Source organism: Helicobacter sp. CLO-3, from assembly GCF_001854545.1.
Taxonomy (GTDB): Bacteria; Campylobacterota; Campylobacteria; order Campylobacterales; family Helicobacteraceae; genus Helicobacter_B.
The window spans coordinates 22,961-49,192 of sequence record NZ_MLQN01000008.1 but is presented as its reverse complement, the minus strand read 5'-3'; the positions used below and the strand labels follow the sequence as shown (position 1 = coordinate 49,192).

Annotated in this window: 14 protein-coding genes and 2 tRNA genes; 5 read left to right on the top strand and 11 right to left on the bottom strand. The window is 45.8% G+C overall.

The genetic code is table 11. The features are described from left to right. Window positions 1-129 precede the first annotated feature (129 nt). The 9 genes from BKN38_RS03465 to purD all read right to left on the bottom strand — a co-directional run bounded on the left by BKN38_RS03465 (window position 130) and on the right by purD (window position 9,908). Window positions 130-1,947, bottom strand: a complete 1,818-nt coding sequence (locus tag BKN38_RS03465; protein ID WP_070957688.1) for a tRNA lysidine(34) synthetase — start codon at window positions 1,945-1,947, stop codon at window positions 130-132. A 47-nt stretch (window positions 1,948-1,994) separates the two neighbouring features. After that, window positions 1,995-2,081, bottom strand: a tRNA-Leu gene (locus BKN38_RS03460). A 4-nt stretch (window positions 2,082-2,085) separates the two neighbouring features. Beyond that, window positions 2,086-2,170, bottom strand: a tRNA-Leu gene (locus BKN38_RS03455). A gap of 41 nt (window positions 2,171-2,211) precedes the next feature. Then, window positions 2,212-2,577, bottom strand: a complete 366-nt coding sequence (locus BKN38_RS03450) for a F0F1 ATP synthase subunit C (RefSeq protein ID WP_066458138.1) — start codon at window positions 2,575-2,577, stop codon at window positions 2,212-2,214. A 90-nt stretch (window positions 2,578-2,667) separates the two neighbouring features. After that, the gene (locus BKN38_RS03445) at window positions 2,668-4,725 is read right to left on the bottom strand and encodes a polyribonucleotide nucleotidyltransferase (RefSeq protein WP_066458140.1); all 2,058 of its coding nucleotides are present in this window, start codon (window positions 4,723-4,725) and stop codon (window positions 2,668-2,670) included. Further along, window positions 4,712-5,407, bottom strand: coding sequence for a phosphoribosyltransferase (locus BKN38_RS03440; RefSeq protein ID WP_066458143.1), 696 nt, complete (start codon window positions 5,405-5,407; stop codon window positions 4,712-4,714). Before BKN38_RS03440 ends, BKN38_RS03445 begins: the two co-directional genes overlap by 14 nt. Before the next feature lie 168 nt (window positions 5,408-5,575). After that, window positions 5,576-8,038: an LPS-assembly protein LptD gene (locus tag BKN38_RS03435; protein ID WP_158655939.1), complete on the bottom strand. Its 2,463-nt coding sequence runs from the start codon at window positions 8,036-8,038 to the stop codon at window positions 5,576-5,578. 47 nt (window positions 8,039-8,085) lie between these two features. Then, window positions 8,086-8,559, bottom strand: a complete 474-nt coding sequence (locus tag BKN38_RS03430) for an RDD family protein (RefSeq protein WP_066458145.1) — start codon at window positions 8,557-8,559, stop codon at window positions 8,086-8,088. Continuing rightward, a complete protein-coding gene (gene purD / locus BKN38_RS03425; RefSeq protein ID WP_082942680.1) occupies window positions 8,559-9,908 on the bottom strand; it encodes a phosphoribosylamine--glycine ligase in 1,350 nt (449 codons plus the stop codon). The genes BKN38_RS03430 and purD overlap by 1 nt, the downstream gene beginning before the upstream one ends. A 359-nt stretch (window positions 9,909-10,267) precedes the next feature. Between purD and gmd the strand changes: the two genes are divergently transcribed. Further along, entirely contained in the window at window positions 10,268-11,377 is a 1,110-nt protein-coding gene (gene gmd, locus BKN38_RS03420) for a GDP-mannose 4,6-dehydratase (protein ID WP_066458149.1), read from the top strand. 333 nt (window positions 11,378-11,710) lie between these two features. On the opposite strand, the gene BKN38_RS03415 is transcribed toward gmd, so the two are convergent. Further along, window positions 11,711-13,174, bottom strand: a complete 1,464-nt coding sequence (locus BKN38_RS03415) for a hypothetical protein (protein ID WP_066458152.1) — start codon at window positions 13,172-13,174, stop codon at window positions 11,711-11,713. Window positions 13,175-13,279: 105 nt separating this feature from the next. On the opposite strand from BKN38_RS03415, the gene BKN38_RS03410 reads away from it, so the two are divergent. Continuing rightward, the gene (locus tag BKN38_RS03410) at window positions 13,280-16,498 is read left to right on the top strand and encodes a DNA translocase FtsK (protein ID WP_233712878.1); all 3,219 of its coding nucleotides are present in this window, start codon (window positions 13,280-13,282) and stop codon (window positions 16,496-16,498) included. Between the two features lie 220 nt (window positions 16,499-16,718). Here the strand turns inward: BKN38_RS03410 and BKN38_RS03405 are convergent, their stop codons facing one another. Then, entirely contained in the window at window positions 16,719-18,938 is a 2,220-nt protein-coding gene (locus tag BKN38_RS03405; protein ID WP_066458157.1) for an NADP-dependent isocitrate dehydrogenase, read from the bottom strand. 485 nt (window positions 18,939-19,423) lie between these two features. On the opposite strand from BKN38_RS03405, the gene BKN38_RS03400 reads away from it, so the two are divergent. Genes BKN38_RS03400 through BKN38_RS03390 form a run of 3 tightly spaced genes read left to right on the top strand, consistent with a single transcriptional unit; the run spans window position 19,424 to window position 26,219 of the window. Then, on the top strand, window positions 19,424-19,867 hold the full coding sequence (locus tag BKN38_RS03400; protein ID WP_066458159.1) for a MarR family winged helix-turn-helix transcriptional regulator: 444 nt from the start codon (window positions 19,424-19,426) through the stop codon (window positions 19,865-19,867). After that, on the top strand, window positions 19,864-21,279 hold the full coding sequence (locus BKN38_RS03395) for an efflux RND transporter periplasmic adaptor subunit (protein ID WP_066458161.1): 1,416 nt from the start codon (window positions 19,864-19,866) through the stop codon (window positions 21,277-21,279). The genes BKN38_RS03400 and BKN38_RS03395 overlap by 4 nt, the downstream gene beginning before the upstream one ends. A 23-nt stretch (window positions 21,280-21,302) precedes the next feature. Then, window positions 21,303-26,219 (top strand): efflux RND transporter permease subunit, encoded by a 4,917-nt coding sequence (locus BKN38_RS03390; protein ID WP_158655938.1) that lies wholly within the window; start codon window positions 21,303-21,305, stop codon window positions 26,217-26,219. Window positions 26,220-26,232: the final 13 nt, after the last annotated feature.

Here is a 26,232-nt window from a genome sequence, read left to right as displayed (position 1 = left end):
AAAATATACAAAGCAAATCGGACATAAGCCAAGAGTTTGAAGCAATGCTTGCGATTTTTGGCAAAATTGTTTTGGAGAAATTGTTTTGGAGAAATTTTTATATGCGGGCGGTTGTGAGCGAAAGCGCGCTTAGAGCTGCTGATACAGCGCCCAAATGCGCGCATGCAAAAGATTAAAAAATGCTTCTATATCTAAGCCTTTTGTATTTGCTTCTGCGATGCAAACAGGGCGGATGCGCGGGGGGATGCTATAGATTCTCGCTAGGTTTTTGGCGGATTTTTGGAGTTTGGCTGGGCTTTTGGTTTGGCTAGATTTGGCGGTGTGTGGCGCGATGATTTGTGGCGTGGATTCTGCGCTGTTTTGTGGCGTGCTAGATTCCGGCAAATTTTGCGATGCGCTAGAATCTTGTTTTTTGGATTCTAGTTTTTTAGATTCTAGTGCGGATTCTAATTTTTTAGATTCTAGTGATAAAGTATTTTTGGCAATGATTAGCGCAAAGGTGTCTCGCAGTGAAGTTGCGCCAAAACTAGCAGAATCTAGCGCATTGCTGGCGTTTGTGGTCGCGTTGCTTGTATTTAAAACTGCGCTGCTTGCGTTTGCATCATCTGCATTATGTTTGTCATCGGCGCTATTTTTACGCTTGGCATAAATTTTATCTAACTCCATGCGCTCGATAAAAAATCCTACTCGCGCGCTTGTGCTGGCGTGGCGCGCTGAAGTATTATTTGCGCGTCCGCCGCCTATCTCGCAAGAAAAATTTGATTTGCATATCTCTTCGCGCTGTTTTTGTGAAAGCACATAGCCTTGCGTTTTTAGCACGCGCGCGATGTGATATAGCGCGCTTAGCTCATTTGGCGCGATGATTAGCGTGAGGGCACCTAGATTCTCGATCCGCCCTTGATAAAGCGTAGCCTTCTCGAGTGCCAGAATCTCAAAGCTTCGCATAAGCCCGCTGCCAAAATGCTCGATAAATTTGTTTGAGAAGTGTTTGCGCATAAAATTTCTCGCATAGCGCTCATCATCATTGGTAGAATCCTCGAAAAACACCGCGCCCTTTTGCTTGCAAAATGCTAGAATCTCATCTTTTGGCGTCTGAAACAAGGGGCGGATGATGCGAAAAGGCGCGCTATTTTGCGCGGTGGATTCTGGCGCTGGCTGTTTTGGCAAAGTGGCAGAATCTAATTTTTGGAAAGTCCCAGAATCTAAAATTGTAGAATCCAAAGTCGCAGAATCTAAAGTCACAGAATCTAGAGAATCCGCCAAATCCACCTCATCAAACGCGCCAAAAGAGTCCGGATAAACCCATGAAATAGGCTCAAAACCAAGCAGATTAGAAATGCCAGCGCCCTTGCTAAGCTGTAGCAAAAACCACTCAAATCTATCATTAAAATGATGCGCCAAAAGCAGCGAATCATAGCCGATAGTGGCTATAAGCGAGGCAAAAAAGCGGTATCTAAACGCGCGCGCATTGGCTTCGAAGTTACTTTTAAACGCGGGGGCTTGTATGCTAAAGCAGCGCTTATCATGTGAGGCGGCGAGCTTATGCGCGTAGGCGACTTCCTCCTTGCTTTGCGCGCGCAAACCATAATCTACAATTGCTATGTCAAACGCTATGCCATGCTCCACAAGCGCATAAAAAAGCGCGACAGAATCCGTCCCGCCCGAGAATCCAAGCAGATGCTTTGGGCTGGCTAGGTGGCGTTTGGCATCGTGCAAATTTTGCGTGTTTTGCGAATCGCGTATATTCTGTGGAGATTGTATATTTTGCAAGTCGTATATATTCTGCGAGTCGCGCAAATCTTGCGAGTTTTGCGAGTCAAATAAATTTTGCGTGTTTTGCAAGCCACGCAAATCCTGCGTATTTCGTGCGCTTTGTGATTTTCCCAAACCCTGCAAGCCACGCGCGCTATCAACGCCCTTTAAAATATCCAAAAATGCTAGCTTCATATAAAAACTTTGCGTATAAAAATGTATAAAAAGAAGTATAAGAAGTATGGTGCCGAAGGTCGGACTCGAACCGACACAAGGTTGCCCTTACTAGATTTTGAGTCTAGCGCGTCTGCCAGTTTCACCACTTCGGCTTAATGGTGCGCTGAGCGAGATTTGAACTCGCACGGGTCGCCCCGCCACCCCCTCAAGATGGTGTGTCTACCAATTCCACCACCAGCGCGCCCGCCCCGCAATGCAGGGCAGAATCAGCTTAAAGCCAAATTAGCCTAGAAGCGCTTTGAACGCATTTACTATCAATTCTGATTCTGGAAGGAATGGATTCCCATAAATAGCAATGATCGCAAATACAAGTGTATAGATAACTTGTGCTTCAATAAGCGCTAGAGCGATAAACATAGTCCCTAGTAGCTTGCCGCCGATGCCCGGGTTTCTGGCTGTGCCTGCGATAGTCGCTGCTGCTGCATTTCCCATACCGATAGCACCACCAAGAGCTGCTATACCAAGACCTACAACACCGCCAGCTACAGAAAGTGCCAACAAAAGTGATAAATCACTGCCACTAAAAACGCTTTCGCCTGCAAACGCAAACGCCACAAATCCAAAACACAAAACAAGTAATGCTTTCATGGGATCTCCTTGAAGAATATTAGTCTGCCACCTTTCGGATTATTCCCCTACTAGCGTGGCTAAACAAGCTGTGATTATGTCAGAATCTAACTAAAAAGAAGCTAAAGCAAGCTCTATTTTGCCTTTGAAATTCCCCAAAATCTCGCATCTTAGCACCTCGCCCTCTTTGAAAAAATCGCGCAAAGGCTGGCTACTGCTTGGAATCTTGCTAATATGCAAAAGCCCATCGCCACCGCGCGGCAGCTGGATAAATAGTCCAAAATCTGCCACCTTTTTGATGACGCCTTCAAACATCTCGCCCGCTTCATAAGGCGCTTGTGGGGCGATGAGATTTAGGATGAAATCTTTTGCGCCTTGCAAAGATTCTTTAGAATCCGCGTTTATCTGCAAGCTGCTAGATTCTCTATCTATGTCAATGCTTACACCAAAGCGCTCGATTATCTCGCGTATCGTTTTGCCACCCTGCCCGATGATGTCTGGGATTTTGTGGCTTGGGATGCTGAAGCGCTCGCTTTTTGGGAGGTATTTTTCATTTGGGATGATGTTTTTGGCAGCGTCTTCCATGATGCGAAGTATCTGCCCGCGCGCGCGTTTGGCTTGATAGAGTGCGTCTCTCAAAATAGCAGAATCTATGCCGCCTAGTTTTATATCCATTTGCATAGCAGTTATGTATTGGCGCGTGCCGGCTACTTTGAAATCCATATCGCCATCATGGTCTTCTAGCCCCATGATATCGGTTAGTATTGCGTATTCATCGCCATCTATCACGAGCCCCATCGCCACGCCCGCTATCAGCTCATCGCCCAAACCACAAGCGCGCAAGGCAAGCGAGCCGCCACACACGCTAGCCATGGAGCTTGAGCCATTGGATTCTAGGATTTCAGACACGAGGCGTATGGTGCGTGGCGCGTTTTTTACACTAGATTCTAGCGCTTTTCTAGCTAGATTCCCATGCCCTAGCTCGCGCCTTCCCACGCCATTTATCATGCTAGCCTCACCTACGCAAAATCCCGGAAAATTGTAATGAAACATAAAGCGCTCTTTCACACTCCCGCCAAAATCATCTTGACTCTGCGCGTCATTATCCCCGCCTAGCGTGCATACCACAAGCGCTTGCGTCTGCCCGCGCGTGAAAAGCGCGCTAGAATGCGCGCAAGGCAGCACATTTGTCTCGATACTTATAGGGCGCACATCCTCTAAGCCCCTGCCATCGGCTCTTTTGTGCGTTTTCAAAATCATCGCGCGCAATTGATGCTTTTTATACAAATCTAGCATGCTTTTTATATGCGCGATTTCCCATTGCTGATTTGTTTCAGCAATAGTTTTGGCGATATTATCTAGCTCGCTGCTGCGCTCGCTTTTACTCATTGCAAGTAGTGCTTCTTGCACGCTTTGTGCGTGGTTTTGCGCGATGTATTGGTAGATTTCTGGGTGGGTTTGCATATCTTTTAGTGGGAGTGTTTTGGGCGCGGATTTGAGTGGCAAAAGCGCGCTATCATACGCCGCGCAATCTTTTGCTATCGCTTTTTGCGCTAGTGCGATAGCCCTGCAAAGCTCATCCTCATCTAGCCCTTCATCACTGCCTTTCATCTCTATCATAAGTATATCTTCGCCGCTGCCAGATACATAAAGATCTAGGCTAGAATCTTTGCGCTCGCTGGCGTTTGGATTGATGATAAAATCAGCGCCTATTTTGCCTATACGCACGCTACTTACTGGCGGGATGAAGCTAAGCCCAGAAGTCAGCAGCGCATTTGCCGCGGTATGTAGCGCGCACACTTGCAAATCGCTTTTGCCATCATAGCTTAGCACCATGATAGTGATTTGTGTGGGATAATAATAGCCTGCTGGGAAAAGCGGGCGCAGTGTGCGGTCGATAATGCGAGAGGTTAGAATCTCAAACTCGCTAGGCTTGCCCTCGCGCTTGATAAATCCGCCCGGAATCTTTCTAATAGCATAGGATTTTTGTATATACTGCACGCTTAGAGGCAAAAAATCGCCCTCCACCGCCTCTTCTTCTATCGCGACACTTGCTAGTATCACGCTGCCGCCTGTCTGATACCACACACTACTGCAAGCCTGCTTGCCAACATAGTTTAGCTTATAATTTTCTTCTAGATTCTCTAGCGTCACATCAATGGAGTGCATTTTTTTCCTTTGGAATGAGATTGGTTTTGGTGGTGTATTCATCCATTATCGCAAGGATTTCTTCCTCGCTTATGCTTGGCAGATTTTTATAATACTGCTCTGTCGCCACAAAATAATCAAGCTTATTTACAGCGATGAGCGCATCGCTTGTCTCGCTTAGAATCTGGGCAATATCAGTGGGGATGACAGGCGTCAATACATAGATGCTTTTTGCCTTTTTTTGGATGCAGGTTTTTATCGCTAGGCTCATGGTGGTGCCTGTTTCTACGCCTTGATCCACTAGGAATACGCATTTTTGCTTGATGGGGCTTAGCGTCGCGCCTTTGCGGAATTTGTAGATTCTAGGAAGTATGACTTCTTCATACTCGCGCTTTGCCTCGCCATACACATAATCTAGCGAGATACCAAACGCATCGATGAGTGGCTCATGCATGATAATATCCATATTTTCGCTAACCGTGGCGATCTCACATTCGCTATTTATAGGCGCTAAAATAGGCGCACAAAAAAGCAAATCAAGGCTAGATTCTAGCTTTTGTGCTAGCTTTTGTGCGAAAAATAGCCCATCAAAGCTAGTAGATAGCACGATGCTATTTTCGCTATCAATATGATGATTTAGCAACTCATCATAGAGCTTTAGAAATGCTTCGTCGCGGTCTTCAAATTGTGGTGTTTCTATCATTTATTACCTTTTTGCATATTGCTACCTTTTGCATTTATTGCCTCTTTGCATTTACGCCCTTTTTGCTTTTATTGCCCTTTTGCATTTGTCGCCCTTTTTGTTTTTTGTGATGCTTTGCGCGCCTGTTTTGGATTCTAGATTCTAGAATCTAGATTCTAGCTATTTGGCTTATCTATAGAATCTAGTCGTAAAGCCCACGCTATTTAGCGGCACAAAATTTAATATCAGTCGCACATAATAATCCTGCTGTATGTAGTAAGGATTTGCGGTGTTGTTTGTCAAAATCGGAAGGCGACGATTGACAAACTTCAGCCCCACGCCAAAACAGCGGATATTTTTGTATAGCCCGATATCCCAATCTAGCAGCGTATTTTTTTCTATATCATACCCAGCCGAAGCTGAAAACGCAAATACACGAAAATCATGCGACATCGTCCCTCTTAGATAATGCGCGCCTGTCTGCCTAAAAAGCGTGTTTGCCAAAAAGTCATACGCCTCCTTGTCTTTGTAATAATATGACGCGGATGAGCGAAACGCGCCTTGGTTGTAGCTCGCAGTGATAGCGAGTTCTGACATCTTGCGCGTATAAAATGAATAAAAAAAGCTTGTGGTGATGGAAAGATTATTTATTGGTGTGAAGTTAAATTTACTCTCTAGCGGGCGTTTGGCTATCACGCTTGGGTCGATTCTGCCTTGTGCGTCGGCATTTAGCGTGGTGTTGCTTAGCTCATCAAAATTTAGCCGCTGATAAATGCGCCAGTCAAAGATGCTGCGCCCGGCGTTTGTGATGAAGTATTGCGTGAGTTTTAAATCAAGCGTTTGGTTGATAATAGAATACGCACTTATGCCGGAGGGATCCCAAATATCATCATAAAAATTTAGCACGCCATTGCTATCATACATCGGGAATTTATTGAGATATGCTGCGCTTGAATAGGCTGGATTGCTACCGCGCAAAGCGATGCTTGCTTGGCGCACTTGCGCGGAAATATCGCCTACGCCCTGACTTAGCAAGCCATTGTGATAAAACAAATAAGGACCGCTCAAAAGCGCTTCAAACTGCACAGAATGGAAAAATTTATCATGGCTTTTTGAGAGATCAGAATTTAGCGATATGGAATAATTTGCAGAAAAAATATTGCCATTTTTGTCAGCAGTTGGGATGTAGCTATTTTTTGTCTGCGTGATAGCTAGATTTTCAGCATAAAACTCACTCCACACACCTAGAGAGATGTATTTTTTGAGCAGTGAAAACTGCAAGCCTATGGGGATTCTAAGGCTATTTTCCACATAGCCATAGCCAAGATCTCTAGTGGTATTTCTAAACTGATAGTCGATAGAGTATAAAAGCTGGCGGAAAAATAGAGAATCCATATATTTGTGATACTGCATATTTGGCAGTGATTGGAGCGTGGTTGAGTTGTTGATAGCAGAGAGATTTAGAAAATATTTGAGATTTAGCCCAAAGTAGTGCTTGTCTGTCTGGATGAAGGCATTTGCTTTTGAAGTATAAAAATTGTCATAAACTCTCCTATACACCTGCCTTAAGCGATAATAATCTAAGTCATTCATATAAGCAAAATTGATATAAAATCCATTGTCTAAATCGCTTTTTAGTTTGAAAAATTTTTGCAAAGGTTTGTTGCTTAGATGATACAATCTCCCGCCAAAAACGCGCCTATTTTTGACATTATATTGCTGTGAATATTCTCTAAAATTATAAAAATATCCAAACTCTGCGTAGGTGCGATCTAGCTTAGAATCTAGTGCGCGAAACTCTATCATCCCGCCCACGCCGCGCTGGGTGCGCACCTGTGGCGTAAAGGTCATATCCCAATTGCTTTTGGGCGCTAGATAATAAGGCTGCATATAAATAAAGCCATCTGTGGCAGATTGGACAAAATCTGGCATAAGCAGCCCGCTTTTGCGCGACATATCTGTAGAAACTCTAAAATATGGAAAATACAAAATCGGCACATCGCCGATATACACGCGCGGATTCCACATAGAGATATTTTTGGACTCATCTGAATACGAGCCAGAAGTCGCCTCCATACGCCATATGGGCTTTTGGATAGAACAGCCTGAAATGGTGGCTTTTTTGAATGAGTAGATTCCATTGTTTGACAAGCCGCTTTTGGAGCTCACCCACATGCCTGTTTTGGTGTCTTGCAAATACAAAGGCTCAATGACTCCATAATGCTCATCTAGCTTAAAAAAAGTGCTTTGCGTGCGCACGAGCAGATTCTCATCGCGATATATCCGCACATCGCCGCTTGCTTGCACTTCGCGCTTTTCCATGTCGTATTGGATGAGATCTGCAAGCGTGTAGATGTCATGATTTATAAGGATCGCATGTCCTACTGCATAGATGGTATTATCCGCGCTATAGACATTATCTGCTAGAAGCTCGAAGACTTTTTGGTTGTCTTTGTCGTATTTGGTGACGCTAGTAGAATCTGATTTGGCGGAATCTGATTTGGCAGAATCTGTTTTGGTGGAGTTTGCTTTGGCGGAGTTTGATTTGGCAGAATCTATTTTCTCTTTGTCGGTAGATTCTGTGTTAACGGCTTGATTATTAGATTTTTGGCTAGCAGCATCTGCATAGCAAATGCCTGCAAAAAGTAGCATTACCATCAAAAGTCGCGCAAAAGGCGCGCTAGCACAGCTGACCGCCATTAACGATTCTGATAAATGACAATGGTGCGCGATGCTCTATCATAAAGCGTGCGCTTAAACCTATCGCCAAACGCAAAAAAGAAAGGTATAAAATACACCACCTGCGACACCTCGCGCAAAAACGCGCGCCAAAAGCTATACAGCGCGTTTGGAGAATCTAGCAAATCCACGCTTATCACGCGGATTTTTAGCGCCATTTTGCCCAGACTCGCACCATAAAGAAAGGTAAAAAGCCCTTGATAAATAAAGCCTAGCACATACACTTCAAGCGCAAGCAGCGGCATCTCTTGTAGCGCCTTAGTGGATTCTTCGATGCCTTGCGTGCTAAGCGCGGCAAAGGTGTTAAAATTTATCACAAATATCAAAAAACTTATAAGCACACTATCTATCACATACGCCCAAAACCGCCTATCAAGCGGCGCTATGTATAGATTCTCCCTATCTAGCGTATCTTGTATAGTTTCATCATTCATCACAATGCCTTATTGGATATGTCTTTGCGATATATTTTGCCTTCAAACTGCACAGATTCTGCGATTTTATAGGCATTTTCTTTGGCTTTTTGAAGCGTTTTGCCTAGCCCTACTGCTACTGCTACGCGCCCGCCACTTGCTAGCATTGCTCCATTTTTATCTTCACTCACTCCAGCAAAATACACTGCGCCCAAAGTTTCGCCTAGATTCTTATCAAAAGGCGCTATGCTAAGCGGATAAGGTGTCGATGCGCCAAAGGGATAATTATGACTAGCAAGCACCACGCCTACACAATAATCATCGCTAAACTCGACTTTCAAGCGATCTATGCTAGCAGAATCCACCGCCTCGCAAATATCTATAAGCGAAGTTTTTAGCAAAGGCATCAGCACCTCGCATTCTGGATCGCCAAAGCGCACATTAAACTCCAGCAAAAACGGCTCACCATCCACCACCATGATACCCGCAAATAGCACACCGCTAAAGGGCGTGCCCCTCTCTTTCATCCCCTTTAGCGTGGGGGCAAAAATGCGCGTAGCGATTTTTTGCTTTAGCGTCTCATCGCACAGCGGGCTTGGCGTGTATGCGCCCATACCGCCGGTGTTTGGTCCTTTGTCATTATCATAAAGCTGCTTGTGATCTTGGCAGGCGGGCAAAAGCACGAAGTTTTCGCCATCACAGATCCCAAAGACAGAGAGCTCAAATCCACTCAAAAACTCCTCTATCACGACGCATTTCCCAGCCTCACCAAAGCTCTCACCACTAAGCATATTTTCTATAGTAGATTCTGCTTCTTCATAGCTTTGCGCGATGATGACGCCTTTGCCAGCGCACAGCCCGCTAGCTTTCACGACTACTGGCAGAGGAAGCGCGCGCGCGAATTCTTTTGCTTTGTCTTTGTCGTCTGTCTGAATATAGCGCGCTGTGGGGATTCCCACACTTGCGACAAAATCTTTCATAAACGCCTTTGAGCCCTCAAGCCGCGCAGCATCTTTGCTAGGACCAAACACCTTCACACCATTTGCGCGCAAAAAATCGCTTAGCCCATCCACCAGCGGCGCCTCACTACCCATAATCACCCAGTCAATCGCCTCTTTCACGCAAAAATCTAGTATGTCTTGATTTTTGGAAATGGCGACATTGATGCCAAGCGCCTTTGTGCCAGCGTTTCCCGGGGCGAAAAACACCGCGCCCACGCGCTTATCGCGACGCAGATTTGCACCCAGCGCATACTCGCGCCCGCCACTTCCGATAATCAACACTTTTTGCAACGCGTTTTTTGAAATTTTTTGCGATGCGTTTTGCAGATCTTGTTTAGAATCATTTTGCGATGATAGAGATTGATGCATCATATTCCTTAAAATCTATTTACCCAGATAACCGCTACTTAAAATTGTGCAGCCCAATGGATAAGCTACAAACAAGGTTTGGAGGATTTTATTAGGCGGCAGATTCTCACCATTCTCTGGCTGCAAGCGAAAATACCGACACACAAAAACCACTACCGTGCCTAAAATACTTAAAATTAACGGACTCGACAAAAAAGAAACACGAGTTATCCAGGCGCGTTATTATAAGCCTTGTTCGTTTAAATTTGGGTTAGAATGCCTAGAATATTTGCTATAATACCAGCTTTTATCGCGTTTGCGCTTAATCGAGAAAGCACCACAAACGCGCAACACCACGACACCAACACAAAGGCAAAGCAATGAAAAAAGCACTCATCACAGGCATCACCGGGCAAGATGGCGCGTATTTGGCAGAATTTTTGCTAAAAAAGGGCTATGAAGTGCATGGCATCAAGCGCAGAAGCTCGCTATTTAACACCGATAGAATCGATCATCTCTACCAAGACCCACACATCGATAATCGCAACTTTTTCTTGCATTATGGCGATTTGACAGATTCTATGAATCTTACGCGCATTATCGCTGACACACAGCCTGATGAGATTTATAATCTTGCCGCGATGAGCCATGTGCAAGTGAGCTTTGAGACGCCAGAATACACCGCAAATGCCGATGGCATAGGCACGCTTAGAATCCTAGAAGCTGTGCGCCTATTAGATATGGTAGAAAAAACCAGAATCTACCAAGCCTCCACAAGCGAGCTTTATGGACTCGTGCAAGCTGTGCCGCAAAATGAGAAAACGCCCTTTTATCCGCGCTCGCCTTATGCGTGCGCGAAGCTTTATGCGTATTGGATTACGGTGAATTATCGCGAGGCGTATAATATTTTTGCGAGCAATGGGATTTTGTTTAACCACGAAAGCCCCATACGCGGCGAGACATTTGTGACGCGCAAAATCACGCGAGGGGTTAGCAAAATAGCGCTTGGCTTGCAAGATAAACTCTATCTTGGGAATCTAAGTGCCAAGCGCGACTGGGGGCATGCCAAAGATTATATCGAGGCGATGTATCTTATTTTGCAGCAAGAGAAAGCAGATGATTTTGTCATCGCTACTGGCGTGACGACAGAGGTGCGCGATTTTGTGCGATTGGCGTTTGAAGAGGTTGGCATCGAGGTGGCGTTTGAGGGCGAGGGCGCGCAGGAGGTTGGCAAAGTGGCTGCGTGTCGTGGCGAATACAAGCTGCCTATAGGCAAGGAGGTCGTGGTGGTGGATTCTAGGTATTTCCGCCCTACTGAAGTGGATTTGCTTCTAGGTGATCCGACAAAAGCGCAAAAAACCCTAGGCTGGAAGCCGCGCTATGACTTAGCCGCGCTTGTCAAAGATATGATGCAAAGCGATGTGAAACTCATGCAAAAAGAGAAATTCCTACAAGAAAATGGCTATAACATCTTGCGATATTTTGAGTAGGCGGATCATTTTAAATTTTTAAACAATATTTAGATAAGTGGTCTTTATAGCAGTTTTATAAACCAGATAAACTAGTATTGATGAAGTAATATCTAATAGTATTTTCTAAGTGTATTTTAGTATTAGTGGTTATTGCTCAAATATTGGGGTATTTTTTCAATTCAGCAAATATCTAAATCTCGCTTTGGAGTTTAGATTCTACCGCTCCTGACATGCGCCAACATTTCCAAAAGTACAATCAACGTCCAGTCAATGTTTGCTAGCTTCTGCATATATCAGAACCGGTTCCATCTAAAACCGGCTTATGCAAATTTGCCGGTTAGATTTTGGATTCTAGCGATTTGCTAGGCTTGTGGCTTGTTTTGGTGAGATGATGACAAAGCGCGTGTTTTTGTTGTGTTTGGAGGTTTTGGCATCTTCGACGAGCTGCTTTGGATTCCCGCGTATGAAAGGATCGATATAGCCTAGCTCAAAGCTTTGCGAGTTGATGTTTGACAAAAACTCGCCATCGGTTTTGGCAACCACCACGCTATAATCTTTGGACGCAGACATAATTTGAAGCTTCAGATACATTTCTAGCTTTTGGTTTGTCGTGTATATCAAAAATAGCTTCTCATGCTGCTTTTTATATTTTTGGAAGTAGTTGTAGCCGGTTTTTTCATTGTCTGCTAGCTTGTTTTTATCTAGCCTTTTTAGGTATTGCGCGTAAAATGTCATCGTGCAGTAGGGGTTATTGATATCGTGTTTGAAAAAGTTATTATGCACCGAGGTTGATGCCATGCCTGTTTTCCACATCTTATTATCTAGTGCGGTGGCGACGATATTTAGCGCCTCGCGCGTTTTGTCTAGCAGCTCATCATGCATCTTGCGATATGTCTCGCTAAACATATTGAGATGATTTTCTCTAAAATCTTTGGTGATAGATTCTAGTCTTGTTTGGCATTCGACGAGAATCTTTATCTCCTCCTCCGCCTTTGCCATGATGTTTTTTTGCGTCTCTAGCTTTTGGGGCAGCGTGGAGTCTTTTTTGTTGGTTTCTATTTGGTTGCGAAGCTTACGCACTTCATTCATGCAAAATTTCGCTTTGTTTCTAAGCTGTATGACTTTTTCTTTTATCCCCAAAATCGCCTTGATAGCGCCTTTGTAATGCAGCTGCTTATCCAAAAACACCTCTGTATAAATCGTCTCTGGTTTGAGGTTTGCGCTCTGAACCAGCGCTTTGTAGGAGTATTCGAGGTTATTTACCTTTTGCAAATCATTGGCAAAAACATCAGGCGTAATATTTTTGTCGCAATACACCAAATAATCTATAGCCTTTGACAAAAAGCGGCGCACGATGAGGTAGTTTAGCTGCTTTTCTGGCGGGATTTCTTCGGTGTCTTCTAGCGCTAGTTTTATGGCATTGGATTCTGGGGTGAAATACTCTTCTAGGCAGTTTTCTGTGGATATGGTAACCTCGATGCTTTTCATCTCGAGGTAGTTTGTTTGTTTAAATATATTTTCTGCGATTTGGTTGCGAAGGTCTGTCTCTTTGGTGCGAAGCTCTTCATCAGTGTCTGTTTTCCAGAAATCTATCTCTTTGATAAGAGAATCTGGACCAAAAACTTGATACGCAGAGCTATGCGCATCCACGATGATGCCGCTTTCATTCACGCGAAACTCGACATACACGCCAGCAGCAGGCAAAAGCTTCCTATCATGCCAATGCTCTTTTCGTAGCTCAAAAATCTTTTTGGAATAATTGGTGATGACTCCAGAGCCCGTAGCCATCGAGTAGCGACTAATCCTTCCGTGCATCTCTGCGCCCCCTAATGTTGATAATAATCTAAGTTTTGCATAGAATCTGTATGCAGAATCTCCTTTGTTTCTAGCGCGATATGCTATAATATCTTTAGAAAAACTTTGCTTAAAGGGACTTACATTAAGAAAATATATGTTTTGTGCGCGTGGTGCGCGCTTTTTATCATTTTGAGTTTGGCGACCATCTTTGGGGCTAGCGGGCAGATGGGCGAGTATGGGCGCGCGTTTGCAATGCTCAATCTCTCGTGGTTTGGGTATCTGGGATATGTGTATTTGCTATTTTTTCTCTACCCTGCCTACGCACTTTATAAAGATTCTACACTCACGCCAAAGCGGCTAAAAATCATCACGGCTACGATTTTGCTTAGCCTTGTGGTGCTTGTAGGGCAGTTTTTGCTTTTTGGCGAGGGGAAGCTTGGCGAGATTCTTATCTCAAAGCTGCTGCCCATTTTTGGTCCCATAGGTGTGGGGATATTTGTGGTGCTGTGCTTGCTTGGCGGGGCGATGCTCATCGCGCCAAAGCAAGTGATATGGCTCTACACTCGCGCAAAATCCGCAATTGTCGGCATAGCCAAATATCTAGCGCACAATTTCAAAGAAGCATACGCGTATCTCGCGCCACTTTGCATGCGCGGTGCGCGCAGAATCTACTCTAGTGTGTCTAGCAAAATAGCGGCGTTTTTCTACAGCCCCTCTATTAAAGAGTTTGACAGAAAAGATTCTAGTGGCGATGGGTTTGGCAGCAAGGCGTTTGATAGTGGGGCGCTTGGTGGCGGAGTGTTTGATTTGGGCGCTGGTGGTGCGCCTAGTGCGCTGGATTCTCGCGCTTTGGATTCTCGCGCCGCTGTAGATTCTGGTGCTTTGGATTCTCGTACTTTTGATTCTCGCGGGCAGAATCCTTTGCAACATTTTGCGCAGAATCCAGTTTTACAGAATCCAAATCCTTATGTAAATAATGCACTAGATTCTAGCGCGCCGGCATTTACGCCAGATATTTTTGCGCCCAGCCAAAAGGGTGCAGGTGCAAATAGCGCAAATAATATAGGCGCGCCAGCCCAGAATCTAGCCAATACACTAAATGCGCTGGTGCCAAACGCCAGCCAAGAGGCGGAGTTTGATGAAAAAGATGTGTTTGTGATGTATCGCGATGATGATTTGGAGTCCAAGCAAAAGCACCAAGATGAGGAAAAATACAAAAAAATGGTGCGCCTCGTGGATACCAAAGAAGAGGGCGAGCTGCTGAAAATCAACCCCCAAGAGGTGTTTTCGCGAGCCAAAGCGCGCGAGCAGGAGGCGATGCCTTATCAAGAGCCGCTCACGCCGCATTACACAAAAATAGTAAATCCGGCGATAAGCGCAGATTCTAGTGGCGCGGCGTTTGGTGTGGATTCTAGCATGGGATATAGCGCGCACCAAAGCGCAGAATCTAATGCTGGCTTTGTGGCAAATGATGCAAACTTCGCGCCACAAATGGATTCTGGCAATTTTGCGACACATCAAGCGCACGCAGCGACTCAAGCGACACAAACAACCCAAGCGACTCAACCAACTTTTGCCAGCGCGATGCCAAATGCACCAGAATCTAAACTCGCGGATTCTGCGCTTTTAGATTCTGCTCTTCTAGATTCTAGTTTGGCAGATTCTATGCTGCTAGATTCTCAAGCGCCAGAATCTAGCGCACCAATAGCGCCAAAAACCATGAGCACGCCAAATCCTAGCGCACAACCTGCGCCAATAACACAAAGCGCGCAGAATCCACAAGCCACGCCAAGCACTGACAGCGCGCAACCCCAGCAACACCAGCAAATTTTGCAACCCCAGCAACCCCAGCCGCCAAAGCCAAGCCCAAAAGCAAGCAGCGTTTATGAAGCCAGCAGAGCGCAGCTAAACACGCTTGAAAAGGGCGCGCTAGAACTGCCAAAAGATTATAATCTGCCCTCCACCGCGCTTTTGCAAAACCCCGGCAACCAGCGCCCTAGCTTTGAGGATGGCGAGATAGACACCAAAACGCAAAATCTGCTCTCCAAGCTAAAAGTGTTTAAAATCGATGGCGATGTGGTGCGCTTTTATCCGGGACCGGTGGTGACGACATTTGAGTTTCGCCCAGCGCCAAATGTCAAAGTAAGCCGCATAGCAGGGCTAAGCGATGATCTAGCGATGGCGCTAAGCGCGCGCTCTATCCGCATCCAAGCGCCAATCCCGGGCAAAGACGCTGTGGGTATCGAGGTGCCAAATGCTGAGACACAGACGATTTATCTGCGCGAGATTTTGGAATCTGAAGTGTTTAAAAACACCGCTTCGCCGCTTGCTTTGGGGCTTGGCAAGGACATAGTGGGCGATCCATTTGTGACAGATCTAAAAACGCTGCCGCATTTGCTGATAGCCGGGACGACGGGCAGCGGGAAAAGTGTGGGCGTAAATGCGATGATATTATCGCTCCTCTATCGCAACTCGCCTGATAATCTAAAGCTCATCATGATAGATCCCAAAAAGGTCGAGTTTAGCCTCTATGAGGAGATACCACACCTTCTGACGCCTATAATCACGGATTCTAAAAAGGCGATAATCGCGCTTGGAAATGTCGCGCGCGAGATGGAGCGGCGCTATGAGGCGATGAAAGAGATGAAGACTAAAACCATCGATAACTACAACGAAAAAGCGCGCAAAGAAGGCAAGGAAGTCATGCCTTTTATCGTGATAATCATCGATGAGCTAGCTGATCTTATGATGACAGGCGGCAAGGAAGCAGAAGCCTCGATCATCCGCATCGCGCAAATGGGGCGCGCATCCGGCTTGCATCTGATAGTCGCCACGCAGCGCCCAAGCGTGGATGTCGTGACAGGGCTCATCAAGACAAACCTGCCTGCCAAAATCGCTTTCAAAGTCGGCTCTAGGATGGATTCTCGCGTCATCTTGGATACTGAAGGCGCGCAGAATCTACTAGGGCGCGGGGATATGCTATTTTCGCGTGGCGGGGGCAGTGGCGTGCTGCGACTTCATGCGCCATGGACTAGCGAAGAGGAGATAGAAAAGATAGTCGAGTTTATCCGCGCGCAACGCGAGGTGGAGTATGACTCTAGCTTTTTGGCGGATGCGAGCCTGCCGCGCGCGATAAGCGAGGAGGAGATCGCACAAGAGGGCGGCGCGCTAATCGATGAAGCCAAAAAAATGATGCTGCTTGATGGCAAAACCTCCATAAGCAACCTGCAGCGCCGCCTAAACATCGGGTATAACAAAGCCGCTAGTATCGTAGAAGAGCTAGAAGCGCAAGGCTTCCTCTCCGCACCAAACGCCAAAGGAAACAGGGAGATAATAGGGTAAAGTGGCATTTTTGTGTCGCCTTACAATTTGCGTTGTTTATAATTTTGTGTTGTTTGCAGGGCTTTCTCGTGTGTTTTGCAGTAAGTTTGGAGCATAGAAAGTGCGTTGGCTTAGAGATAAACGCATAAAAGCAATTTATGTGTGGTTATGCGTGGCAAATCTATTTAAATAAGCGCGACATCCATAAGACACCACGCTTATTTATTTAATTATTTCCTAGTTATTTTCCGGCGATTTTTTCTATTATCGCGTTAAATGTCTTGCTTGGGCGCATGATATCTTGCGCTTTTGTATCATCGAGTTTATAGTATCCGCCAAGATCGACTTTCACGCCTTGTGCGCCGTTAAACTCCGCTCTTATCGCGCTTTCATTAGATTCTAGCTCGCTAGCGATAGGCGCGAAAAAGCCAGCCATAGTGCCATCCTCGCTTTGGTCTGCCAGCGCGCGCGCAAAATACATCGCTAGATAAAAATGACTCGTGCGGTTATCATCCTCGCCGACTTTGCGCGAAGGCGCTTTGTCATTGTCAAGCCACTTGCCAATAGCAGAATCTAGCGCGTTTGCCAGCGTTTTTGCCTGCTTGTTTTTGGTTTTTTGCGCGTAAAACTCTAAACTCGCTTGCAATGCCAAAAACTCGCCCAAGCTATCCCAGCGCAAGTGATTCTCATCCACTAGCTGTTCTACTTGCTTTGGCGCGCTTCCGCCAGCGCCTGTTTCAAACATCGCCCCGCCATTTAGCATAGGCACGACGGAGAGCATTTTCGCGCTTGTGCCAAGCTCTAAGATCGGGAAAAGATCAGTCAAATAGTCGCGCAATACATTTCCGCTGATAGATATCACATCTTTGCCAGCGCGGATGATTTCTAGCGATTTTTGGCAGGCTTCTTTTGGCGCTAGTATGGGTAGCGATTTGCCAGCTTTTGCGAGGCGTGCGCGCACGAGCTCTGCCATGATTTTGTTGCTTGCCCTTTTTTCATCAAGCCAGAAAATCGCCTCACTCCCAGTGATATCCGCGCGCTCGATGCCTAGGTCTATCCAGTTTTCCACCGCGTCATATTTGGCTTCATTGGCGCGATAGATATCGCCCTTTTGCACCTCATGCGACAAAAGCACCTTGCCACTAGAATCCACTATCTCAAACACCCCATCACTTGGCGCTATAAAAGTTTTGTCATGAGAGCCGTATTCTTGCGCCTTGCGCGCCATTAGCCCGACATTTGACACGCTGCCAAGCGTCGCTGGATTTAGCACGCCATTTTTATGCAGATCTTCTATCACTGCTTCATAAATAGTCGCGTATGTTTTATCTGGTATCAATGCGTTGGTATCGCAAGTGTTGCCATCTTTATCCCAAAGTTTCGCGCCATTTTTCAGCATCGCAGGCATGGAGGCATCGACTATCACATCGCTTGGGACATGCAGATTTGTCCTCCCTTTGGCAGAATCTACCATCGAGATTTTTGCCCTTGTTTCTAGGATTTGCGCGTATTTTTTCTGTATCGCTTCTTTTTTGGGAGAGGATTCTATTTTTGCTAGAAGCTCGGATACGCCGTTGTTTGCATTGACACCAAGCCTATTTAGCTCATCGCCAAACTCCTCAAAAAGCTCTTTGAAAAACACCTTCACACCATGCCCAAAAATCACCGGATCGCTCACTTTCATCATCGTAGCTTTCAAGTGCAGCGAAAAAAGAATGTCTTCTTTTTTACACACCGCGATTTGCTCCTCGTAGAACTTATCTAGCTCGCGCGCGCTCATAAATGTCGCATCCAAAATCTCATTTTTCTCAAGCTTGATGCCTTCTTTCATTATTTTTGTTTTGCCATTTTCCCCGCCATTTTTTGGCTTGAAAATTATGCTAGCAGTCGTTGGCGTATCGATAAGCACGGCTTTTTCATTATCGAAAAAATCGCCCTTAGCCATGTATGACACGCGCGTTTTGGAGTCTTTGGAGAATGGCGCTACTTTATAAGGGTGCTTTTTGGCATAGTCTTTGACGGCTTTGGTGCATCGTCTATCAGAGTTTCCAGCGCGCAGCACCGGATTTACCGCGGAGCCTAGCACTTTTTGGTATTTTTCTTTGATAGCTTTTTGCTCATCATTTGCCGGCTCATCCGGGAAATCAGGGATAGCAAAGCCCTTTTCTTGCAACTCTTTGATAGTCGCTTTTAGCTGCGGGATAGATGCGGAGATATTTGGCGTTTTGATGAGGTTTGCCTGCGGGTCTTGCACGAGCTCGCCTAGCTTTTTTAGCTCATCATCGATGCGTTTAGATTCTGGCAAAATATCCCTAAACTGCGCGATGACTCTAGCGGAGAGCGAAATATCAGAAGTCGCTACTTCTATGCCTGCATGCTTTACAAATGTCTCCAAAATCGGCAAAAACGAGTATGTGGCAAGCGCTGGGGATTCATCAGTGAGGGTGTATGTGATTTTCATCGTGTGTCCTTTGTGGGGGTTGTTAAATCATTGCAGTATAGCAAAATATCCAAAAATATCGCTGTAAATTCAAACATTTTTTTACTTTTATGTGGCATTTGTCGCAACTAGTGGCAAATACCTAATGCCATAGCAAACCCGGAGCGCTTGATAAATATTGTTGCGCATCTTTTGTTTTTTATAGTCATATATGTTTATGTTGCATGTTGCTGGGTTTTAGTTTTTTAAAGTTTAGGAAACACCCCGTTTTTTTGATTTTATCACAGCAGCCATTTTTCAAAAATATAAAAATGTCAAAAATATACTTTTTGCCATATGAACTAACAAGTCCTAAATATTTTTACTATTAGAAAAAAGCTTGAATTTTGCAATAAAACCGCAATAAAACATACTTTAAGTTTATAAATATTCATTTACTAAAAGAGTCTTTTGTTTTACCCAAAGTTTCGATACAATAGCAAGTATTAAACAATAAGTGAGATTTGATGGCGATTTGTGAAGATAAGGATTTGGAGCAGGAAAATATCAGCCATGTTTTCGGGCATGCGTCGCGGCTGATGCATAACTATGTGCTAAACAAGCTACGCCCCTATGGCATGGGGCTCGAGCAGCTGGGGATATTGCACTATCTTGCGTGCGCGGACAATGCCATAAGCATAGGCGAGCTCTCGGCGTTTTTGCTAAAAGATATGACGACTACTTCGCGCCTCATCTCTTCGCTAGAAAGCAAGGGGCTTGTCACCAAAACCAAAGACTCCAAAGACAAGCGCATCACGCATATTCGCATCACCAAAAAAGGCAAGGACAAAATCGAGGAATTGTCGTTTTTTGCGCAAGATGTAGATGCGCTTTTTGATGATACGCTGGATTCTGCGGAGCTGGCGGCTTTGCGAAATATTTTGATAAAAATCATAAAGGTCGTGCAGTGAGCGCGTCATTTAAAATAACTGGTGGCAAAATTTATGCCAAAACAGCCAGCGCCCAAGCGCCCAGAATCCACATCGCGCCAAAAATCGTCACTCTTTGCTATATGCTTTTTGCCTGCGCGCTGCTTGGCGCAAAGCCTGTGCCTGTGGAAATCACGCCCATAAAATACGGGAATCTAAACAAAATAGAGTCCTTTGTAGGAAGCGTGCGATTCAAAGAAATAAGCTCAATCGCCGCGCCCGCGCAAGGCATCGTGCAAAAGGTGTTTTTCAACATCGGCGATAGCGTGCGAAAAAACCAAAAGCTTTTGAGCCTAGATTCTGCGCTATTGCTAGAAGATATCAAGATAAAACAAGCCAAAATCGCAGACGCGCGCTACACGCTCGAGCGGCAAAAAAACGAGCTAGAGCGCTACAAAAACCTCTTGCAATCCCAATCCATATCCATCCAGCAGTATGAGAATCTAGAATATGAAATCAAATCCCAAGAAGCCAGAATCCAAGCGCTTGAAGGCGAGCTAGCCATATCCAAAGCGCAAGTGGCGCAAAAAACGATATACGCGCCATTTGATGGCATCATCGTCGAGCAGCGCGTGCATATCGGCGAGTGGGTAGAGGTGGGAAATGCTATCTGTCAGATACTAAACTCGCGCGACACGGAAGTGGTAGTCGATGTCTCTAGCTCCGTGGTGCGCGCGCTCAAGCTCAAGCAAAAAGTGCCGCTCATCATCGCTGGCAAAAAATACCAAGGCAGCATCTCCGCCCTCATCCCAAAAGCTGACACGCTTTCGCGCACCTTCCCAGTGCATATCGCTGTGCGAAATGATGGCAGCTTTTTGGACGGCATGGTGGCGCAGGCGTTGCTTGATATTTCTGCCAATCAAAAGGGCTTCATCATCCCGCGCGATAGCATCGTGTATCGGCAAAATCGCGCGTTTGTCTTCATTGTGCGCGACAAAAAGGCGGTGCGCGTGCCGATAGAAGTCGTCGCTACGCAGGATTCTCTCGCGCTCGTGCTTGGCGAGCTAAAAAGTGGCGAGCCTATCGTCTCGCGCGGGCAAGATAGCCTAGCTGATGAAATGGAAGTAAAAATCACCAATCAAAGCGCGATGGTGATAGATGCGGAATCCAAGGTGGATTCTGGCGTAGAATCTGAAAATGCGGATTTGGCGAAAGTGGAAGTTGCGAAAGTGGATTCTGCAAAAGCGGAGGTTGCGAAATTAGATTCTGGTATTATCGCGGATTTGGCGCGACTAGAATCTAGAGCGTTTTTAGAATCCGCGCGTTTAGATTCTGCGACATCCAAAGCATTTGCAAAATCCCTAGAATCCGCATCTCTAGAATCTGCATCTCTAAAATCCGCTTTTTTAGATTCTAGCGCGACAAAAGCGCATATATTAGTATCGATGAGATAGATATGGGTTTGGTGCGATTTTGTTTGACTCGGCCGGTTTTTGCTAGCGTTATCGCGATTTTTATTGTGCTTTTTGGCATCATCTCGCTGCGCCAGATCCCCTACCAGCTTCTGCCACAAATCACGCATCCAACAATTAGCATCTACACCGAGTGGGCGGGCGCGTCGCCCTATGAGATCGAGAAAGAAATCACGCAAAACCAAGAAAAATACCTAAAAAATCTCAAAAATCTCCAAAGCCTCACCTCCACTTCGCGCGATGGCATGGCGATTATCAACCTTGAGTTTGGGCTAGAGACGGATTTGAAAAGCGCGTTTATAGAGGTGAGTTCCAAGCTTGAGGAGGTGGGCGGCTATCCTGATGGCGTGGAAAAGCCGCTTATCAAAACCACTGGCGAGACGATCCCGGTGGCGATTTATCTGTTTGTCAAGACGCTGGATTCTGATATGCCAGATGATTTGCAAGAGGCGGATTCACAAGAGGCGCTTGCAGAATCTGCCAAAGCAGAATCTAAAAATGCAGAATCCGCCAAAGCAGATTCTGGCAAAGCAGATTCTGGCGCGCAAACAAAAAATAAGCCAAAAACACCAAAGCAACAAAAAACAGCGCGCAATGCCACGCCAAGCAAAGCAAACACCGCGCTAAATAAAGCAAACACCGCGCAAAACTTGCAAAATACCATAAAAACCGCCAGTGACATAGACATCTACAAAGACATCATAAACAACGACATTTTGCAGTATTATGAGCGCGTGGAGGGCGTGGGAGAGGTGTTTATCTCTGGTGGGACATCTAAGCAAGTCCAAATCACGCTAAACGCCGCGCAGCTCGCTTACAACAACATAACCATACAAGAAATCATCAATGCCATAAGCGCGCGCAATCACAATATCTCTGCTGGCAATATCGATTTTGACCAGCGCAACTACAGAATCCAAACCATAGGCGCCTACCGCTCGATAAATGAAGTGCTAGAGACCATCCTAAAAGTGCAAAATGGCAAAATCACCCGCCTAAAAGATGTCGCCAGCGTGCAAATCGGCTATGCCAAAAAAACAAGCTTCAACATCCACAACAACGACAAAGTCATCTCTATCCAAATCCGCCCAACCGCTGATGCCAACATCCTAGAGCTAACCGATAAAATCGAGAATCTAACCAACAAGCTAAACGCTGAAGTGCTAGAGCAGCGCGGCTTGAAGATTGACTGGGGGCGCGACCAGAGGGGATTTATCCTAAATGCGATAGATCAAGTCAAGCAAAGCATTATCATTGGTATGGTGCTAGCAATCGCTGTTTTGCTGCTATTTTTGCGGAATCTTACCTCGCTTTTTGTCGTCGCACTCGTCATCCCGCTTAGCATCATCGGCACTTTTGTGGTATTGCATATTTTTGGCAGGACGCTAAACATCATCTCGCTTGCGGGCATTTCTTTTGCAATCTCTATGGTTATAGATTCTGCTATCGTCGTGCTAGAATCCATCATCAGAAACAACCGCCAAGCGCCAAATACACCCATAGATTCTAGTATCAAAGGGCTAAAAGAAGTCATCGGCGCGCTCTTTGCCTCAAGCATCACAACTATCGCGATTTTTATCCCTATCATTTATTTGAAAGATGAAGTAGGACAGCTTTTTGCAGACATCGGCATCGCAGCAAGTAGCGCGATAGTCATCGCATTTATCGTGTGTATTTTTGTGATACCTTCATTTTTGCTCCGCACGCGCCACACGCCAAAGCACTCAAAGCTAAGCGATTCTATCGGAAGCTTTGGCGCAAAGCTTTCAAGCCTCATCATGAAAGGCGTGGTAAAATGCACGCACACACCGCTTGCGCGCGCTATCACGATTTTTGGATTTTTGGGCTTTTGCGCGGCGTTTAGCATTTTGGCTTTCCCTAAGACAGACTATATGCCAAAAGGCGAGCAAAACTTCATCATCTCCTATGTCTCCACACCGCCGGGATTCTCGCTAGATGAGAAGCGATACATCGCAAAATCTATCATTGACAAAATCTCGCCATTTCTAAGCGAGAATGGCTACAAGCAAACAAGCGCAGACGCAACGCCAGAGATAAAAGATTTTTTCCTAAGTGTGGGAAGCTCGATATATTTTTATCTCGTAGCAGATGACAGCGCGCAGGCTGGCAGGGTGGTGGAGTTTGCCCGAGAAGTCATCGCGCAAATCCCTAGCATAAGCGGCGTGGTGCTACGCCAAGAAATATTTAGCGGGGCAGGAAGCTCTAGCGTGGATGTAAATATCAGTGGCGCAAACCTAGAAAACATCTATGAAGCCGCTTCAAAGCTAAAAGATTCTATAAATGAAAATTTCACCAACATAAACATACGCGCCGTGCCAGCCCTGCAGTCTAATAACCGCGAGATAAACCTCTATCCAAACAGCTTTGCGCTGCTAGAAAACAAGCTTGATGTGGCGAGCTTTGGGAATATCGTGGATGTGATTTTGGGCGGGAAAACGCTAGGAAATATCAAAATCGATGATAACTACATCGATTTGGTGCTAAAATCCAAAGACGACAGGCGCTCGCCAGAAGACATACTCTACGCGCAGATTTATGCGCCAAGCGGGCGCATCGTGATGCTGGGCGCGCTAAGTGAAGTGCAAAACACGCTTGGCGTCTCTACGATACGACATTTCGAGCAAAAGCGCAACACGCTTCTCATCCTAAATCCTAGTGGCAATAAACCGCTAGAAGAGATCATCACCACGCTAAGAGTGCGCATCATCCCGCCTGTGGCTAGCGCGTATAAAGATCTGCAAATCACGCTAAATGGCAATGCTGATAAACTTAGCGCGCTAAAGGGCGAGCTTATGGGCGGATTTTTGCTGGCGGTGGCTATTACATATCTCATTTTGTGCGCGCTTTATGGGAGCTTTTTCTATCCGCTTTTTATCATCGCTAGCGTGCCGCTGGCTACGGCTGGCGGGCTTATGGGGCTGTTTTTGGTAAATCGCTTTGTCGCGCCACAAAACCTTGATGTAATCACCATGCTAGGATTTATCATACTTGTAGGAAGTGTCGTGAATAACGCGATTCTCATCATCTATCAAGCTAGAATCAACTATGAATCCTATAAAATGGAGTGGCGCGCGAGCGTGCTGGATTCTACACGCACGAGGCTTTCGCCCATATATATGAGTATGCTTACTAGCGTGCTAGCACTTCTGCCTTTGGCGGTGTTTGCAGGCGATGGCAGTGAGATTTATCGCGGGCTTGGCGCTGTCATCAGCGGCGGGATCGCGTTTTCGACGATTATTAGCGTGTTTATCATTCCGGCACTTTTGCTAAGCGTGCCACCAAAAGATTCTAAAGATTTTACAAACTCCAAAGATTCCAAAGATTCTACAAACTCTAAAGATTCTCGCAAGCCGCTTAGTATAAAGCAGAATCTAAAAAGTGTTATAAAAATATGCCAGAATCTTGGGGCAAAGTTTGCAAAAACTGCCAAAGTTGCCAAAGCAAAGCAAAGCCTCATTGCGCGCCTAAAAAACATGCCAAAAATACGCCAAAAACCAAAGCTATTTTCACAGCTTTTTTTGACGCCTTTATTTTTTGGCATTTTTAGCTTTGCCACATTTGGCGCGCCGCGCGCAGAGGCGCTAAACATGCAAGAAGCCATACAAAAAGCGCTCGATTACTCCGCACAAATCAAATCGCGCCAAAGCTATGTAAGTGCCGCCACCTACAACAAATACACCACCTACGCCAACTTTTTGCCGGTGGTAAATGCGGGCTATTCTTATAGCTTCAACTCGCCTAGCATCTCACCGGATTATTCGCTAAATAGCTTCAATGTAAGCGCTAGTATGAACCTTTTCCGCGGATTTATCGACTATCTAAAATACAGCGAATCAAACCAGAATCTAGCGCGCCAAAAGCTGACACTTCACAGCAACAAGGCAAATGTCGTGCTTAGCACAAAGCTAGCTTTCATCAGAATCCTGCAAAGCAAAGCGCTGCTTATCACCGCGCAAGAATCCGCCAAACTGCTAAACGAACAGCTAAAAAAGGCAAACTCTTTTTATCAGCAAGGACTGCGCGCCAAAAACGAAGTGCTAACGATGCAGCTACAGCTCTCCACCGCCAAAATCTCGCTAGAAAACGCGCAGATGAATCTCAAATACGCGCTAAATGAGCTAAGCAATCTTATCGGCGAAGAAGTCGATGAAAAAAGCATCGAAGAGATAGAAGATGTGAAGCTTTATGCGTATGATAGGCTTGAGCTTGTGAGGCAGATTTTGGCAAACAACCCGGATTATCTCCTGCTAAAATCCCAGCTAGAATCCGCGCAAATCGCGTTTAAAACGACTAAGGGGCAGTTTTTGCCACAGGTGGATTTGGTGGGGACGAAGTATTGGTATATCGATGGCGCGGGCGCGGCAAACACCTACTATGGCTTGCAAAGTCAGGTGCGCCTCAATGTCACGCTAAATCTTTTCAATGGCTTGAAAGATGGCTTTGCGTATCAGACGAAGCGCTATGATGTTTTCGCGCTCAAACACAATCTAGCGCAATACGAGCGCAACGCCGCGCTACAGATCGATGCGCTCCTGCGCGACTATGAAAACGCCAAATCCCAGCTCAACATCTCACAAATCTCGCTCAATCAAGCCAAAGAAAACTACACTATCATAAACAACCGCTACTTGCAAAATCTCTCCACCTACACCGAGCTCATCAACGCGCAGCTGCTGCTTACCACCATGCAAACCAACATCAACCAAGCGCGCTACAATATAATAAGCATCCAATCAAACATCGAGCGCCTCGCAAATCCGCAAGATTCTGCTGGTGGGTATTCTGGTGGCTGGGATTCTGGTGGCTGGGATTCTGGTGGTGGTCGTTCTGGTGAATATTCCGCTGGCGGAGATTCTGGTAGCGGAGATTTTACCAGCGAAGATTCTGCCAATAAGAAGTAAAAGCAGACTTGCA

Excerpts from the sequence above, each read along its gene's own strand:
- BKN38_RS03465 (WP_070957688.1), bottom strand. The coding sequence starts at position 1,947 with ATGAAGCTAGCATTTTTGGATATTTTAAAGGGCGTTGATAGCGCGCGT.
- BKN38_RS03450 (WP_066458138.1), bottom strand. The coding sequence starts at position 2,577 with ATGAAAGCATTACTTGTTTTGTGTTTTGGATTTGTGGCGTTTGCGTTT.
- BKN38_RS03445 (WP_066458140.1), bottom strand. The coding sequence starts at position 4,725 with ATGCACTCCATTGATGTGACGCTAGAGAATCTAGAAGAAAATTATAAG.
- BKN38_RS03440 (WP_066458143.1), bottom strand. The coding sequence starts at position 5,407 with ATGATAGAAACACCACAATTTGAAGACCGCGACGAAGCATTTCTAAAG.
- BKN38_RS03435 (WP_158655939.1), bottom strand. The coding sequence starts at position 8,038 with ATGCTACTTTTTGCAGGCATTTGCTATGCAGATGCTGCTAGCCAAAAA.
- BKN38_RS03430 (WP_066458145.1), bottom strand. The coding sequence starts at position 8,559 with ATGAATGATGAAACTATACAAGATACGCTAGATAGGGAGAATCTATAC.
- purD (WP_082942680.1), bottom strand. The coding sequence starts at position 9,908 with ATGCATCAATCTCTATCATCGCAAAATGATTCTAAACAAGATCTGCAA.
- gmd (WP_066458149.1), top strand. The coding sequence starts at position 10,268 with ATGAAAAAAGCACTCATCACAGGCATCACCGGGCAAGATGGCGCGTAT.
- BKN38_RS03415 (WP_066458152.1), bottom strand. The coding sequence starts at position 13,174 with ATGCACGGAAGGATTAGTCGCTACTCGATGGCTACGGGCTCTGGAGTC.
- BKN38_RS03405 (WP_066458157.1), bottom strand. The coding sequence starts at position 18,938 with ATGAAAATCACATACACCCTCACTGATGAATCCCCAGCGCTTGCCACA.
- BKN38_RS03400 (WP_066458159.1), top strand. The coding sequence starts at position 19,424 with ATGGCGATTTGTGAAGATAAGGATTTGGAGCAGGAAAATATCAGCCAT.